The sequence below is a fragment of the Clostridium sp. 1001283B150210_160208_E6 genome (assembly GCF_015669365.1).
Lineage (GTDB): Bacteria > Bacillota > Clostridia > Clostridiales > Clostridiaceae > Clostridium > Clostridium paraputrificum.
The window spans coordinates 1-17,704 of the sequence record NZ_JADPAA010000006.1 but is presented as its reverse complement, the minus strand read 5'-3'; the positions used below and the strand labels follow the sequence as shown (position 1 = coordinate 17,704).

Here is a 17,704-nt window from a genome sequence, read left to right as displayed (position 1 = left end):
TTGTTTTAATTTTACCCTTATTTCTTATAAATTAAAAGCTATATTTTAAAATAATTAGAATTTTATTTTATGTAATTAAAAACATTAGCAATTTAACTAAATATTATTCAATAAAAAACCACAATTACTAACTTGCTAAATGACCAATTTTCAGCATCCCCTAGCTTTTGTGAAGGTATGTACGCAAAAAAGCTGTATCATTAAATGATACAGCTTTTCATATTTAAAGAAATTATTCTTGTTCAGCTAACTTCTTATATCCTGCTAATCTTTCCATAGCATCATTGTAAGTCTTTTCAAATAAAGCATCTGCTGCTTCTGGGAATGCCTTAGCTAATGAAGCATATCTTACTTCACCCATTAAGAATTCCTTGAAGTCTGCCTTTGGTTCCTTAGAATCTAAAGCAAATGGATTCTTAGTTCCCTTTAATTGTGGGTTGTATCTGTACATAGCCCAGTATCCACAATCAGTAGCTCTCTTAGCTTCTTGTTGGCTGTTACCCATACCAATCTTAATACCGTGGTTAATACATGGAGCATAACCAATGATTAATGATGGTCCTTGGTAAGCTTCTGCTTCAGCAATAGCCTTAAGAGTTTGGTTCTTATCTGCACCCATATTTACTTGAGCAACATATACATAACCATAGCTCATAGCCATCATTCCAAGGTCTTTCTTCTTAGTCTTCTTACCAGAAGCTGCGAACTTAGCTATAGCAGCTGTTGGAGTAGATTTAGAAGATTGTCCACCTGTATTAGAGTAAACTTCTGTATCAAATACGAATATATTTACATCTTCACCAGATGCTAATACGTGGTCAACTCCACCGTATCCGATATCGTAAGCCCAACCGTCTCCTCCGAAGATCCATTGAGATCTCTTAACGAAGTAGTCTTTTTCATCTAATACTTTCTTAGCTAATTCTGAATTAACTGTAGCTAAAGCTGCTTCTAACTTTTCAGCTCTATCTCTAGTTCCTTCACCATTGTTCATATTAGCTAACCAGTCTTCAACAACAACCTTAACGTCGTCATTTACACCTTCTTCTAATAATGCCTTTAAGTTATTAGCTATTCTTTCTCTTATAGCCTTAACACCTAAGAACATACCTAATCCGAATTCAGCATTGTCTTCGAATAATGAGTTAGCCCAAGCTGGACCATGTCCTTTATGGTTAATTGTATATGGAGTTGAAGGAGCTGATCCACCCCAGATTGATGAACATCCAGTTGCATTAGCAATCATCATTCTGTCACCAAATAATTGAGTTATAAGCTTAGCATATGGAGTTTCTCCACAACCTGCACAAGCACCTGAGAACTCAAGTAATGGTTGTTCGAATTGGCTTCCCTTAACTGTATTCTTATTCATTGGGTTCTTCTTAGCTGAAACTTCTTCAACTGCATAATCCCAAGCTTCCATTTGATCATGTTGAGATTCCTGTGGCTTCATTATTAAAGCTTTTCCTGGAGCTGGACAAACTTGAGCACAGTTTCCACATCCAGTACAATCTAATGGAGTTACTCCGATTGAGAAGCTTAATGGTTCTTCTGTCTTTAATGCCTTAGCAGGAACTAACTTCATTGATTCTGGAGCAGCTGCCTTTTCAGCATCATTTAATAAGAATGGTCTAATTGCAGCATGTGGACAAACGTAAGCACATTGGTTACATTGGATACACTTTTCTGGAACCCATTCAGGTACGTTAACTGCAATTCCTCTCTTTTCGTAAGCTGCAGTACCAGCTTCAAAAGTACCATCTTCCATTCCCATGAATGTAGATACTGGAAGAGAATCTCCTTCTTGTCTGTTCATTGGGATAACTATATTCTTAACGAATTCAGTCATCTTGTGGTTGTTTTCAACTTCTTCGTCCTTAGCATCCTTCCATGATTCTGGAATATCTATCTTAACGATTGATTCAACACCCTTATCGATAGCTGCGTTGTTCATATCAACAACCTTTTGTCCCTTCTTACCATAAGAAGTTACAACTGCATCCTTAAGGTACTTAACAGCATCTTCAACTGGGATAATGTTAGCTAGCTTAAAGAAAGCTGATTGCATTATCATGTTGATTCTTCCACCAAGACCTATTTCTTGAGCGATTCCAACAGCATTGATAGTGTAGAACTTAATGTTGTTGTTAGCTAAAAATCTCTTATATGAACCTGGTAACTTTTCATCTAATTCTTCTGGAGTCCAGATAGTGTTTAGTAAGAAAGTTGAACCTGGCTTTAATCCATCAAGTACATTGTACTTATGAACGTATGATTGGTTAGAACATGAAACGAAGTCCGCCTTGTTTATTAAGTATGGAGACTTGATTGCCTTCTTACCAAATCTTAAGTGAGATACTGTTATACCACCTGACTTCTTAGAGTCATAGAAGAAGTAACCTTGAGCATACATGTCTGTATGGTCACCGATGATCTTGATAGCACTCTTATTAGCACCAACAGTACCGTCTGATCCTAATCCCCAGAACTTACATGCTGTAGTTCCTTCTGGAGTAGCATCGATATCTTGATGAACTTCTAATGAAGTATTTGTTACGTCATCAATGATTCCTATTGTAAATCCATTCTTTGAATCTTCCTTTGCTAAGTTTTCATAAACTGCAGCAATGTGACCTGGATTTGGATCCTTAGAACCTAGACCGAATCTACCACCTACGATAACAGGAGCATTTTCCTTACCATAGAATGCATTCTTAACGTCTAAGTATAATGGTTCACCAGCTGATCCTGGTTCCTTTGTTCTATCTAATACAGCAATCTTCTTAACAGATGCTGGTATAGCTTTCATTAATTTTTCATTTGAGAATGGTCTGTATAATCTTACTTTAACAACACCAACTTTTTGTCCATTAGCATTTAAGTAATCTACAGTTTCTTCACATACATCTGTTACAGAACCCATAGCAATGATTACTCTATCAGCATCTGGAGCTCCATAGTAGTCGAAGCAGTGATATTCTCTTCCTGTTAACTTAGTTATTTCAGCCATGTATCCTTCAACTATATCAGGAACTGCTTCGTAGAACTTATTAACTGATTCTCTTTCTTGGAAGTAGATATCAGCGTTTTGTGCAGTACCTCTAGTTACAGGATGGTTAGGATTTAAAGCTCTAGCTCTGAAAGCTTCAACTGAATCCCAATCAACTAAGTTTGCTAATTCATCATATTCAAGAACTTCGATCTTTTGAATTTCGTGAGAAGTTCTGAAACCATCAAAGAAGTTAACAAAAGGTATTCTAGATTTTATTGCAGTTAAGTGAGCAACTGCTGATAAATCCATAACTTCTTGTACTGATCCTTCTGCAAGCATTGCAAAACCTGTTTGTCTTGCAGCCATAACGTCTTGGTGATCACCAAAAATATTAAGAGCTGAAGTAGCTAATGCTCTTGCTGAAACATGGAATACTCCTGGAAGCATTTCCCCTGAAATCTTGTACATATTTGGAATCATTAATAGTAAACCTTGAGATGCAGTATAAGTACTTGTTAATGCACCTGCTTGTAATGATCCATGAACTGCACCAGCAGCACCTGCTTCTGATTGCATTTCCATAACTTGTACAGGTTGACCGAATATGTTCTTTCTTCCTTGTGCTACCCATTCATCAACGTGTTCAGCCATTGGTGATGATGGTGTGATAGGATAGATAGCTGCAACTTCAGTAAATGCATATGATATATGAGCAGCTGCAGTATTACCATCCATAGTTTTCATTTTTCTCATCGCGTAGACCCCTCTTTCTTTATATAAAAATTAATAAGAAACATGTTTGTTTAAACCGTAGAGTGTATTTTAACATAAAAATACACTGAATTATTCATTTAAATTAATAATGTCCATTAAATATATCAATAACGACATTGTTAAAAAAATAACTTTTGTATCTCCTAGTAAAACAAACCTACGTATATAATTATATATCAGAATATCAATTTTGCAAGGGAATTGTAAATTAAAAACATTTAAGTAATATTATAAATATTCTGCAAATTACACTACTTTCTCATAACGTCCATAATTGTCTTTATCACAGCAGAGGTTCCAACCTCACCTTGCTTAGCATTCATTTTACTAATTAATTCCTTCTTTCTAGTTCTTAATTCCTCTAAATGCGACAAAAAGCTTTCTTTAGTGATCTCTTCTTCCTCAAGTACTAGAGAATACCCCTCTTTTTTAAAGGAATTTGCATTTAAAATTTGATCTCCTCTACTTGCTTTTCTAGACAACGGTATTAGTAATGTTGGTTTTTTTAATGCTAAAAACTCAAAAATAGAGTTTGCTCCCGCTCTAGAAACAATATAATCTGCTGCCTTCATTAAATGAGGTAGTTCCTCACTTACAAATTCAAATTGTTTATATCCAGTATAATTTTGTAATTTACTGTCTAAATTGCCTTTTCCACATATGTGAATAACATTAAAGTTTGTTAAAATTTCATCTAAGTTTTCTCTAATCACATCATTTATGACCTTTGATCCAAGACTACCACCCATAATAAATAAAATTTCTTTTTCATCTTTAAATCCACATATTTGCTTTCCTTGTAACTTACTTCCATTTAATATTTCGCTTCTTATAGGACTTCCAGTTAAAACTCCCTTATTATCTTTTACAAAACTTAAGCTTTCTCTAAAGGTAACACATAACTTATCGCAAAATGGCGCTGATAACTTATTAGCAAGTCCTGGAGTTATATCTGATTCATGAGCAACAACTGGTATTTTCTTTATACTAGCTGCAATAACTACAGGTACTGCAACAAAACCACCTTTAGAAAAGACTATATTAGGCTTTTCCTTTGTTAATATTTTTTTAGCCTCAATTACACCCTTGAAAACTTTAAATGGATCCGTAAAATTTTTAATATCAAAATATCTTCTTAACTTACCTGATGATATTCCATAGTAAGGAATTCCTTTTGATTCTATTATCTCTTTTTCTATTCCATCCTTACTTCCTATATACTTAATTTCAAAGCCAGCTTCTTCTAAGCTTGGTACTAGCGCTAAGTTTGGAGTTACATGTCCTGCTGTACCTCCACCTGTCATTATAATTTTATACTTACTCAAAAAATCAACTCCTAAACTTTTATTTTTATAAACAACTTGTATGGCTTTTCCACCTTTCCCTATAATTATATATAATAATCACAAAAAAATTACACAAGCTATGATTACTAGGATACAGGGAGGTGAATTTAAATGCCAAATCAATCATTGGTTCCAGAATCAAAACAAGGATTAGCTAAATTCAAAAACGAAGTTGCTAGTACAATGAACGTACCTTTCTCTGACTACAACGGAAATCTTACTTCTAAACAATGTGGTAGCGTTGGTGGAGAAATGGTTAAGAGAATGGTAGAACAATATGAAAAAGGTCTTTAATTCTCTCTACTCCTTAAAAATTGAGGATAGCTTCAAGCTATCCTCTTAAAATTATAACCTAAAGTTCTTAACATTAAGTTGTATATTTCTTTTTCCATTAAACTCATTAATAGTTGGATAATAAATTATATCCATATTAAAATCTGCATATCCACTATCTACTAATTTTAAAAATTTTTCTTCACCGTACTTATCGGTGAACATATCTTTAAATTCTTCATATTTATCAAAGTTTAGCCCTTCAACATATCCAAATGTTCCTGGAATACCAAATCTAAACTTCATAAAGTTCTTCTCTTTTCCTATGAAAAACACTCTTGAAACCTTGATATTTTTAACAGCAAATAAGGGACTTCCATTGCCTTTTCCAAAAGGTCTTAAACTTTCAATTTCCTCTACTAGGCTTTCATCCAAATATTTAATTTCTAATGGAGAGTCTATTTTTATAACTGGAATAATATCTTCATCTGAAAGAGTACATTTAGAATTAAGAGCCTTCCTCAAAAGAGATATATTTTCCTCTTTTACAGATAGACCTGCTGCCATAGGATGTCCCCCAAACTTCTCTATATATTCTTTACACTTATTCAATTCTTCAAACATATTATATCCTTCAATACTACGAGCAGACCCCTTTGGCATATCTTTTCCTTTTGTCATAACTATTGCTGGCAAATTAAATCTTTCCCTAACTCTACCTGCTACTATACCAGCTATACTCTCATGTATCCCTTCATCATATACAAGTATAACCTTTTCTCCATTTGTTATTTCTTCCTCAACCTTAGAAATAACACTTTCAACACTATCAAAAGTTAATTCTTGTCTTTCTACATTTAAGTCATAAAGCTTTTTAGCTAGTTCTTCTGCATATTTCTCATCTTCAGTTATTAATAACTCTACTGATAAATCTGCTGTCTCTAATCTTCCTGTAGCATTTATACATGGTCCAAGTACAAATCCAAAGTGGTACTCACTTATTTCTTTTCCTTCTAGACCAGTTGCTTTTATTAATGCTTTAAGCCCTATACTAGATGTGTTATTGATTAGCTTTAATCCCTCTTTAACAATTATTCTATTTTCACCTAAAAGCTCTACAACATCACAAATGGTCGCAATAGCTGCATATTGGAACAAATCATATAATTCCGAAAAACTTCGTCCCATTGCATTAACTAATTCCATAGAAAATTTCAATGCAACTCCTGCTCCACAAAGTTCTTTAAATGGATACTCACAGTTTCCTTGTTTAGGATTTATAACACAATCACTATTAGGTACAACATTTATTCTGTTACCCTCTTTTTCAATATAAGGTATATCATGATGGTCTGTGATAATTACAGTGAGACCTAGCTCCTTAGCCACTTCAACCTGCTCCATAGCAGATATTCCATTATCACAAGTTAGAATTACTTCCGCCCCTTCTGATTTAAGCTTTCTAATCCTATCACTATTCATACCATAACCTTCATCTTCTCTGTTAGGTATATAATAATCAAAGTTTGCTCCTAGTTTCTTTAAGGTTCTATAGAGAATAGTTGTACTACATACTCCATCACAATCATAATCACCATAAATAACTATCTTTTTCTTTTCTTCTATAGCGCCCTTAATTATAGATACTGCTTTTTTCATATCCTTCATCAAGGATGCATCATTTAAATCATTAACTGTACCTTTTAGAAAAAGAGAAGCTTCTTTTTTATTTACAATTCCTCTATTGGCCAATAATCTTGCTATTAGTGGATTAATTTCATATTCATTAGTAAGTTTTATAAAATCTTCTTTTTTATTAATTACCATCCACTTCTCTTTCAAAGCTTCTCCCCCATTTCTTCTCTATTTCATTAAGGAGTTAAATAACATCCCTTCACTTAAGTTTTCCCATTTATCACATTGTAATAACTCTAAAATTTTATAAGCAAATAGCATAGCAGTTGCCGGACCTCTACTTGTAATAATATTATCATCAACAACTACATGCTCTTCTAAATAACTTCCTTTTATTAGTTCATCTTCAAATCCTGGATAGGAAGTTACCTTCTTTCCTTCAATAATTCCTGCTTTTCCAAGAACAATAGGAGCTGCACAAATTGCAGCTACTATTTTTTTATTATCATTAAACCATTTTACTAAGCCAATTACCTCTTCATTATCTCTTAGATTAGTAGCACCAGGCATTCCTCCCGGAAGCACTATTACATCATATTCCTTAACTTCTTCACTTATTAGTTTATCTACCTTAACAACTATATCATGAGCACCTTTTACTTCCATACTAGATACACTAAACATATCACAAGTAATATTAGCCCTTCTTATAATATCTACAACTGTTAAAGCTTCAATTTCCTCAAAGCCATCAGCTAGCATTACAGCTACCTTTTTCATAAGAATCCCTCCTAAAAACCATATTTTAAATTATATTTACGTTCTTTATTTCATCATCAAGAGAAACTAGCATAACACCTGATCCTCTACCTGCTCTATTTTGGAGCTTAACATCAGATAATTTAATTTCTGCTGTCTCCTTATTCCTTGTAACTAACTGAAACCTATATTCTGATAATGATGAAATAGCAATTTCTCCATTTAGGTCCTGTTCTATATTTACAAAGCATTTACCATAAACAACTTCGTCTTCATCCTTTAAGCTTATTCCTGTAACACCTGATGCTATTTTACCCATTGCATTAACGTTAGATACAGGGAACCTTATAGCCATACCCTTTTTAGTAAATAATACAATGTGACCTATTTTTTCATTAGATATATCTATGCTAACTACTTCGTCATCTTCATTTTTAAATTTGTATGCTTGTTGTATTAAGTAGTCTCCTGCAAACTCACTAAGAAGTGTCTTTTTAACTAATCCCTTATTAGAAATTGTATATACTGCATATTCTTCGCTATAAGATTTTATAGAATATATTGCAATTACTCTTTCTTTTTTACCTAATCCATAAACTAAATCTTCAATAGAAATTTCACTATTTTTAATTGCTTCTTGAAGCATAAATGATGCTATTTTTATAACGTTACCTTTATTAGTAAACATTAATAATTCAGATGAAGAATCTGTAGTTACTTTTAATGAATCATTTTTATTGGCTCTTGCAAAAGTTTTTAATGTTCCCTTAGCTGTAACCCCTAAAGTATATTCAACAAACTCCATACTTTCCACATATTCAGCATTTATAACTTCATCTTTAGATGATAAGTTGAATAATTGTGTTCCCAATATATTTCTAGGTAGATCTTCTAATTGTGGTATTTCTAGAGTAAACTCCAGACCTAACTTAGTTGAAATTTTTAAGAATTTATTTTCTCCTTCTAAAATATCCGTTCTAACTACTCTTTCTCCCTCTCTAAGCTTAACAGCTTGAACTTTTGAGTAATTAGTTTGGAATTTATCTAAAGAACTTCTCTTAATGCACCCACTATTTGTTACAAACTGTACAAATCTATCTGAGGACATTACATTAACTGAATTAACTCCAATTATTTTTTCATCATCAAGGTTAAGAGCTTTGATTAATGTATCAAGCTTTTCACCTTTCTCTTTCCACTTTCCTTCTGGAACATTTATTCCTTTAATTTGATACATTATTCCTCTATCTGTAAATATAAGAATATTATCAGTAGTATTAGATTTAACTAAAAATCTTAACTCATCCCCTTCTCTATATTCAATTTCAGAAGGTTCTGCATTTGCCCTGATGTAATTTTTATATGGAATTCTCTTTATAAATCCATCCTTTGAAATAGTAAGCATAACATCTTCTACAACTATTAATTCCTCAAGATCAATCTTTGCTTCACTATCATCTTCAACTATTTGAGTTCTTCTAGGATTTCTGTATTTATCAGTTATTTCTTTAAGTTCAAATTTCACTACTTTTAGAAGTTCTTTTTCTTCTGATAAAATCTTCTTAAACTTCTTTATTTGTCTTTCTAATTCTTTATATTCCTTTTGGAACACATTTATTTCTAATCCTGTTAATCTGTATAGCATCAACTCTAAGATTGCAGTGGCTTGGGCTTCTGTAAAGCCAAACTTGTTAATTAAGTTTTCTCCTGCATCCTTCTTAGACTTAGATTCTCTAATAGTTGCAATAACTTCATCTAAGATATTTATTGCCTTTATAAACCCTTCAACTATATGAAATCTCTTTTCTGCTATTTCTAACTCTTTCCTTGTTCTTCTTGTAACTATTTCTTTTTGGTGATTTATATAATGACCTAAAATAGTCTTAAGACCCATAGTTTCTGGCTTACCATCTGCTAAGGCAACCATATTAAAGCTTATATTACATTGTAAATCAGTCTTTTTAAATAAATATTTTAAAATCTTATCTGCAGTGGTTTCATCAGCAGCTTTCTTTAATTCAATAACTGCTCTAATACCACTTCTATCAGATTCATCTCTTATATCTGTTATTGCTTCTAATGCCTTTTGATGTCTCTTATCACCAGTCATTTCAGATATAGTTTGTAACAATTTCGCCTTATTTCTTCTATAAGGGAATTCTGTTATTACTATTCCTAATCTTCCGTTCTCTAATTTTTCTATAGAAGTTTTAGCTCTACATGTTACTTTACCTTCACCTGTTTCATAAGCAGAAATCATTGAATTTTTTCCAATCAAAACTCCACCTGTAGGTAAATCTGGCCCTTTAATATAATTCATTAACTCTTTTGTAGTAATTTCAGGATTATCTATGTATGCAAGAACACCGTCAGTTACTTCCCCAAGGTTATGTGGAGGTATATTAGTAGCTAAACCTACAGCTATCCCAAAGGAACCATTAACCAAAAGGTTAGGATATCTACTTGGTAAAACCCTTGGCTCTAATTCACTATCTGAGTAGTTAGGTACCATATCAACAGTATCTTTATCAATATCTTTTAGCATATCCATTGCAATAGAAGTTAATCTTGCTTCAGTATATCTCATAGCCGCCGCACTATCACCATCAATAGATCCCCAGTTTCCATGACCATCTATTAAAGGTTCTCTTGTGGAGAAATCTTGTGCTAATATTGTTAATGCATCATATACGGAACTATCTCCATGTGGGTGAAATTTACCTAAAATATCCCCAACTATTCTTGCTGACTTGTAGTATGGTCTATCTGGAAATGCTTTAAGTAAATATGCACCATATAGTATTCTTCTATGAACTGGCTTCAAACCATCTCTTACATCTGGAAGAGCTCTTTCTTTTGCAACCTCTACCGCATAAGGTAGGTAGTTGTCTGGCATAGCTTCTTCAAGAAGTACTGGAATTATATTATTATCTTTTGGAATATTATTATTAACTTTTTTAGCCATAAACTATCCCTCCCTTTCTAGAACTCTGCGTATTTATACATATATTTTTTTCTTGGTTCAACTACATCTCCCATAAGTAGAGATATCATTCTTTCAGCCTTTGCTGCATCCTCTATAGTTACTTGAAGTAAAGTTCTTGACTCTGGGTTTAGTGTAGTTTCCCATAATTGATCTGGGTTCATTTCTCCAAGTCCCTTATATCTTTGAATAAGAGCCCCTTTACCTATTTCCTTCTTAACTTGTTCTAATTCATCATCACTATAGGCATACTTTTGAACCTCTCCTTTTTTAGTATTTTTATATACCTTATAAAGAGGAGGTTGTGCTAAATATAAGTGTCCATTAGCAATTAAAGGTCTCATATATCTATAAATATAAGTCATCCAAAGTGTCCTAATATGATAGCCATCTACGTCGGCATCACTCATAATAATTATTTTGTTATATTTCAAATCATCTTCATTATAATTATCTAATGTACCTGTACCTACAGCAGCATTAAAAATCTTAAGCTCTTCAGATGCTAATACATTTTCAAGCTTTTGCTTTTCAGTATTCATTATTTTACCTTTTGAAGGCATTATTGTTTGGAATCTTCTATCTCTAGCTTGTTTTGCAGAACCACCAGCTGAATCTCCCTCAACTACTATAAACTCATTTACATCTTTATTTTTCAAAGTACACACTGCAACCTTACCTGCAAGAGGTGCTGTACCTTTTCCAATCTTTTTCTTTTCTGCATCATTAATCTTTTTTATTTTTTCTCTTCTTTGAGCAGCTGCAAGAGCATTGTTTATTATCATTGTTGCAAGCTCTTTATTATCCTCTATCCACTCACCAAGCTTAGTGTAAGCTAAGTCATTCATCATAGTATATGCTTCATTATTTCCTAGCTTTGTTTTAGTTTGTCCTTCAAAAACAGGATTAGTTATTTTAATTCTAACTATAGCAGTCATACCTTCTCTTAGGTCATCACCTTCAAATTCCTTATCTTTTCCTTTTACTAGTTCAAGCTTTCTTGCCCATTCCTTAAAAGCTCTAGTCATACCAGTTTTAAAACCAGTTTCATGAGTTCCAGCTTCCGTTGTTGGAATATTATTAACATAACTTGCAATATAATCTGTAGTTGAATCAGTAAATTGAATACATACTTCTCCATACATTTGAAGTCCACTAACTTCTCTCTCACCCTCAAATAAAATAGGTGCTTCATGAAGCTTAGTTTTACTTTCATTTAAATAATCTATAAAATCTAAAAGCCCTCTTTCAGAATAATATTCTTTTTTAACTTCTTCATCTTTTCTATTATCTATTAATTCAAGCCTAATACCTTTATTTTGGAAGGCTAATTCTTGTAATCTCTCATCAATTACATCAAACTTAAAATCTATTGTCGAAAATATTTCTCCATCTGGCATAAATGTAATTTTAGACCCAGTCTCCTTACTTTTACCTACTATATCAAGTTTTGTAACAGGGGTACCTGGCATATCTCTTTTTAGCTCTTTATCATATGCATATTCAAACCTTTGACGATAAATATTTCCGCCTTGATAAACTTCAACTTCAACCCATTTTGAAAGGGCATTAACTACCGCTGCTCCAACTCCATGAAGCCCTCCAGAAGTTTTATAATTCTTATTATTAAATTTTCCTCCTGTATGAAGCTCTGTAAATACCATTTCTACCCCACTCTTTTTCTTAATTGGGTGAATTCCTGTTGGTATACCTCTTCCATTATCTTTTATAGTAACACTCTTATCTTTATTTAAAATAACTTGAGCTTTATTCCCATACCCATTAGAAATTTCATCTATAGCATTATCTAATATTTCCCATACACAGTGATGTAACCCCTTACTCCCAATTGATCCTATATACATACCTGGTCTTACTCTAACAGGCTCTAACTTTTCTAAGGAAGTCAAATCAGTAACATCATAAGTAGTATTATTCTTCATAAACTTTTGCCCTCCACATATATTTTCTATCTCTATAGTTGTCTACATTAAAATATACTTATTTTTATTTACTATGTCAAAATTTATTTATTATAAATATTTTTTAGTTTATCCATATTTTTTTAAAGATATTATAAAATCACCATATCCATTATGTATCTGTGGATTTTTAAACAATAAAAAATGGAAGCTAATATTCTTAACTTCCACTTTAAATTTATTAAATATTTATTTATCTAAACATCACAAATTTCAACATTTCTTACATGCTTAGTTGGATTCCACTCCTTATTATTCTTTCTTAATATACCTTGGATTGTAATTGGCACCCAAGTAACAGTATATAGAGCATATAATAAGAATCTAAAGAAGAAAACTAAGCCTTTCTTCCCGCAGAATATAAATGTTGCAACTAAGAATATTGCATAAAATCCAAAATTAGCTGCTGCAATAATTGCGCCATCAGTAACACCTTTTAATAAAATAGGCATTATAAAAATATTAGTAGAGAATAATGCAATCATCGTGAAAAGTCCCTTTGATATCTTTCTATCTAATATTAATACTAATGGTGTTATAACAAACTGAACTAATGTTATAGCCTGATATCCAGCACTTCCAAGAAGATCACTCATAATGAATATATTAGCTCCTTCTGGTGCATTTGCTTGAATTAAAGTTAATATTGCTGATATAGCCATCAATAAAGTTGCAAATGGTTGTAAAACATATAATGCACAATCAAATATATACCATTTTCTTTCCTTAATAGACTTTTTAACAAGCTTAAAGAAATATCTTGATGCAACATCTGTAAACCCTTGCATCCATCTTCTTCTTTGAACCCAAGAAGCTTTTAATCCTAATGGCTTTTCATCATAAATTTTAGCATCATGTGCCCAACCTATTTTGCCACCATTTAGAACAACCTTACATGTAAACTCTAAATCTTCTGTTAAACATGTAGCTCCCCATCCAAATTCCTTTAAAGTATTAAAATCAATTGCAAATCCAGTACCACCAATTTGATTAGAGAATCCAACATTATTTCTTGCAAGTTGGAACATTCTATTTTGTGACCAGAATGCTATTGAATAAGAAGTTGCAATCCATGAATCTTCAGGATTTTTACTATCTATATAGCCTTGTACAACTTTATAGCCTTCCTTCATCTTAGAGTTGATCTCTCTTAAAAAGTCAGGATGCACTAAGTTATCTGCATCAAATATACAAATAGCATCAAACTTTTCGTCCATTTTATAAATTTTATCGAACATCCACTCTAATGCATATCCTTTTCCTCTTTGATCTTTATTAAATCTTTCAAATACTTTTGCTCCTGCTTCTTTTGCAACTTTCGAAGTATTATCATCACAATTATCAGCTATTACAAAAACTTCAAATAATTCCTTTGGATAATTTTGTCCTAATATACTTTTTACTAATTTTCCAATTACTACCTCTTCATTGTGTGCAGCAACAATCATAGCAAATTTACGCTTAGGAGCATAATCCTTTTTTTCTTTTTTTCTATAGGTTCCAAATAACCCTAATATCAAGTAATAGCATAAAACTACAAATGCGAACACTTGAAACACCGCTATTGCTGTATACATTACTTTTTCCATTACTTTCACTCCTAATATTAAATGAGAAGTTCCCATTATATTATTGTTGTCTTTTTTTCTCGTTAATGCGTTCTTATTAATACTAGTTCAATTATATCAAAAAATCAAGGGCAAAAATCTTAATTTTAAATTAATGTTAATTTTTTATATTTTTTCCCATATTTGTTTTTCATCTTTCATTATTAAGTTTCCCTATTTCTTATTACTATATAAATTTTTTTATAGGTATATTGCAAAAAAAAGGAAATCTTTTTTGTTAGATCTCCTTTTCAAAACAAACTTATTTAATTAAACAATTCCTTGAGCCATCATTGCATCAGCAACCTTCATAAAGCCAGCAATATTAGCTCCCATAAGAATATTTTTATCTTTTCCATATTCCTTAGCTGCAGTACTTGCATTCTTATAAATATTCTTCATTATTCCTTGAAGTTTTTCATCTACTTCTTCAAATGTCCAAGATAATCTCATACTATTTTGTGACATTTCAAGAGCAGAACATGCAACACCACCTGCATTAGCAGCTTTTGCTGGACCAAACATTAATCCATTGCTTTGGAATACTTCTATAGCTTCTAATGTTGAAGGCATATTAGCACCTTCTGATACAGCAATTGTTCCGTTATCAACTAAAATTTTAGCTGATTCAGCATTAACTTCTCCTTGAGTTGCACAAGGTAATGCTATATCACATTTAATAGTCCAAATTCCTCTACATCCTTCTGTATAAGTAGAACCTGGAACTCTATCTGTATATTCCTTAATTCTTCCTCTTTTAACTTCCTTAATATCTTTAACAACATCAAGATTTATTCCATTTGGATCATAAATATAACCATTGGAATCACTTAATGCTACAACCTTTGCTCCTAATTCAGTAGCCTTTTCTGTAGCATATATTGCAACATTACCAGAACCTGAGATAACTACTGTTTTACCCTCAAATGATGTTCCATTGTCCTTTAACATTTCTTCAGTAAAATAAACCAATCCATATCCAGTAGCTTCTTTTCTAGTTAGACTTCCACCATATGTTAAGCCTTTTCCAGTTAAAACACCTTGGTCATTAGCCCCTCTTAACTTCTTATAATATCCATACATATAGCCTATTTCTCTAGCACCAACACCAATATCACCTGCAGGAACATCAGTGTCTAATCCTATATGTCTATATAACTCAGCCATAAAACTTTGACAGAATTTCATTACTTCATTATCAGATTTTCCTTTTGGATCAAAGTCTGAGCCACCTTTTCCTCCACCTATAGGAAGACCAGTTAATGAATTTTTAAATATTTGTTCAAAACCTAAAAATTTAATAATGCTTGCGTTAACTGATGGATGAAATCTTAATCCACCCTTATAAGGTCCTATAGCGCTGTTAAATTGAATTCTGAAGCCTCTGTTAACTTGAACATTCCCTTCATCATCTACCCATGGAACCCTAAACATTATTTGTCTTTCTGGTTCAACCATTCTTTCTAATAGCCCCGCTTTTATGAACTCAGGATGTTTATCAAATACAGGCACTAATGAGTTTAAAACTTCAGTAACTGCATCTAAAAACTCTTTTTCTCCTTTGTTACGGCTTTCCACCTTCTCTAGAACAGATTCAACATATTGCTTACCGTTCATTTTTCCATCCCCTTTTTAATTTTAATTTAACTTAATAATACATTATTTTCTTTACAATTACTACAAAAAAATATTAAAAGGACCGTTTTTTAACGAATTTCATACTTATTTAATAATATATTTAACAAAATATCAATTTAGTAATAATATGCTTTCCCTTTATATTCTTTTAATAAATAACAAACACTAATCTTAGAAGAAAAATAACAACGAGGTGATAAATTGAAAATAGGATATGCATGTACTCCTTTATCAACATCATTAAAAACTACGAGAAAATTTGCATTAACCTCATATAATGAAGAACTACTTAAAACTACAATATCTCGTAACTTATTAGATTTGTACAAAATATTAGAGTTTAATAATAAGCTTGGAATAAAACTCTTTAGAATTAGTTCAAATATAATCCCCTTTGGAAGTCATAGTATAAATACGTTCAATTGGCCTGAGTATTTCTCTGACGAATTAAAATCCATAGGTGAATTTATTAAAAAAAATAATTTGAGAGTTTCTATGCACCCTGGTCAATACACAGTTCTTAATTCTCCTAATGATGAAATAGTTCATAAGGCAATTGAGGATTTAAATTACCACACTTCTCTATTAGATTCTATGGGATTAAATGCTGAACATAAAATTATTCTTCATGTAGGAGGAGTATATGATTCAAAGATTGAATCAACAGAAAGATTTATGAATAACTATACTTTACTTTCTAAATCAATAAGAAATAGATTAATTATTGAAAATGATGAGAAGAATTATTCATTTAGTGATGTGTTAAACATTTGTAAAACTATTAATGCTCCTATGGTTTTTGATAATCTTCATAATGAATGTTTTGGAGATAATAGCTATACTCTAGACAAACTATTTGAACTTGCAAAATCAACTTGGGCAAATGAGAAGTGTAATATGAAAGTTCACTATAGCCAACAAGATATAAAAAAGAAGAAAGGCTCACACTCTCCCACCATCTTCATAGAGGACTTCTTTAAATATTATTCAGTTGCAAAAAATTATGATTTAGATATTATGCTAGAGGTCAAAGATAAAGACTTTTCTGCTGTTAAAATTATAAATCTAATAAAAGAGTCCCAGAATGCTTTAACAGAAATTGATATATTAATGGAAATTGAACGTTATAAACTTTATTTTACAGAAAAAGGAGAAGATACATTTGGGAAAGCAAAGGACATAATTTTATTTAATGGCATAAAAGACTTCTATTTATATGTAGATAGTCTTTATTATAAGAAACCAACTTCTACTTCAACTAATAAAGCGTTAGTTGAAGGTTTTAAATTAATTGAAGAAAATATAAACTCTCGAGAGACAAATCACTTTTTCAAATTAAAAAATGAAGAAAATTATAGTAAAGCTAAAGAATATCTTCATAAGCTTGCAGAAAGATATCTTTGCTATGAGCTTTTAAACTCATATTATTTTTACAATTAAATTTATATTATTTTTATTTTTTATATTATAAAAGAATATATATTATTTTTATTATTTTTATTTTAAAAGAATATATATTCTTTTAAAAAATATATTCCTTAGGGTGTAAATAAGATGGTTTATATATTTATTTTGATTGTTCCGTCGCTACGCTCCAAGTCACATCAAAACAAATATGCAAACCACTCATACTAAAGGATCGAGTAGGAGCTAAATAATTATTTTATTTAGCGTCCTCTCACACCACCGTACGTACCGTTCGGTATACGGCGGTT

General features: G+C 31.7%; 10 protein-coding genes. 2 read left to right on the top strand and 8 right to left on the bottom strand.

Going from position 1 to position 17,704, the window contains the following annotated elements:
* Positions 1-232: 232 nt before the first annotated feature.
* Together nifJ and I4V16_RS08085 are read right to left on the bottom strand one after the other, a co-directional pair.
* The gene (gene nifJ, locus I4V16_RS08090; RefSeq protein WP_195631531.1) at positions 233-3,745 is read right to left on the bottom strand and encodes a pyruvate:ferredoxin (flavodoxin) oxidoreductase; all 3,513 of its coding nucleotides are present in this window, start codon (positions 3,743-3,745) and stop codon (positions 233-235) included.
* 272 nt (positions 3,746-4,017) lie between these two features.
* Positions 4,018-5,091 (bottom strand): undecaprenyldiphospho-muramoylpentapeptide beta-N-acetylglucosaminyltransferase, encoded by a 1,074-nt coding sequence (locus I4V16_RS08085; protein WP_111937775.1) that lies wholly within the window; start codon positions 5,089-5,091, stop codon positions 4,018-4,020.
* A 132-nt stretch (positions 5,092-5,223) separates the two neighbouring features.
* Here I4V16_RS08085 and I4V16_RS08080 point away from each other — a divergent pair, with 132 nt between their 5' ends.
* On the top strand, positions 5,224-5,406 hold the full coding sequence (locus tag I4V16_RS08080; RefSeq protein WP_027099473.1) for an alpha/beta-type small acid-soluble spore protein: 183 nt from the start codon (positions 5,224-5,226) through the stop codon (positions 5,404-5,406).
* Between the two features lie 51 nt (positions 5,407-5,457).
* Here the strand turns inward: I4V16_RS08080 and recJ are convergent, their stop codons facing one another.
* The 6 genes from recJ to gdhA all read right to left on the bottom strand — a co-directional run bounded on the left by recJ (position 5,458) and on the right by gdhA (position 15,968).
* Positions 5,458-7,227, bottom strand: a complete 1,770-nt coding sequence (gene recJ / locus I4V16_RS08075) for a single-stranded-DNA-specific exonuclease RecJ (RefSeq protein WP_111937774.1) — start codon at positions 7,225-7,227, stop codon at positions 5,458-5,460.
* A gap of 21 nt (positions 7,228-7,248) precedes the next feature.
* Positions 7,249-7,800, bottom strand: a complete 552-nt coding sequence (locus I4V16_RS08070) for a DJ-1 family glyoxalase III (RefSeq protein ID WP_111937773.1) — start codon at positions 7,798-7,800, stop codon at positions 7,249-7,251.
* A 25-nt stretch (positions 7,801-7,825) separates the two neighbouring features.
* Positions 7,826-10,744, bottom strand: a complete 2,919-nt coding sequence (locus I4V16_RS08065) for a DNA topoisomerase IV subunit A (protein ID WP_049178578.1) — start codon at positions 10,742-10,744, stop codon at positions 7,826-7,828.
* A 17-nt stretch (positions 10,745-10,761) separates the two neighbouring features.
* The gene (locus tag I4V16_RS08060; protein ID WP_111937772.1) at positions 10,762-12,705 is read right to left on the bottom strand and encodes a DNA topoisomerase IV subunit B; all 1,944 of its coding nucleotides are present in this window, start codon (positions 12,703-12,705) and stop codon (positions 10,762-10,764) included.
* Between the two features lie 236 nt (positions 12,706-12,941).
* Positions 12,942-14,333, bottom strand: coding sequence for a glycosyltransferase family 2 protein (locus I4V16_RS08055; protein WP_049178580.1), 1,392 nt, complete (start codon positions 14,331-14,333; stop codon positions 12,942-12,944).
* Positions 14,334-14,621: 288 nt separating this feature from the next.
* On the bottom strand, positions 14,622-15,968 hold the full coding sequence (gene gdhA, locus I4V16_RS08050; RefSeq protein ID WP_049178581.1) for an NADP-specific glutamate dehydrogenase: 1,347 nt from the start codon (positions 15,966-15,968) through the stop codon (positions 14,622-14,624).
* A gap of 222 nt (positions 15,969-16,190) precedes the next feature.
* On the opposite strand from gdhA, the gene uvsE reads away from it, so the two are divergent.
* Positions 16,191-17,429 carry a UV DNA damage repair endonuclease UvsE gene (uvsE, locus tag I4V16_RS08045; protein ID WP_111937771.1) on the top strand — a complete coding sequence of 413 codons (1,239 nt, stop codon included), beginning with the start codon at positions 16,191-16,193 and terminating at the stop codon, positions 17,427-17,429.
* Positions 17,430-17,704: the final 275 nt, after the last annotated feature.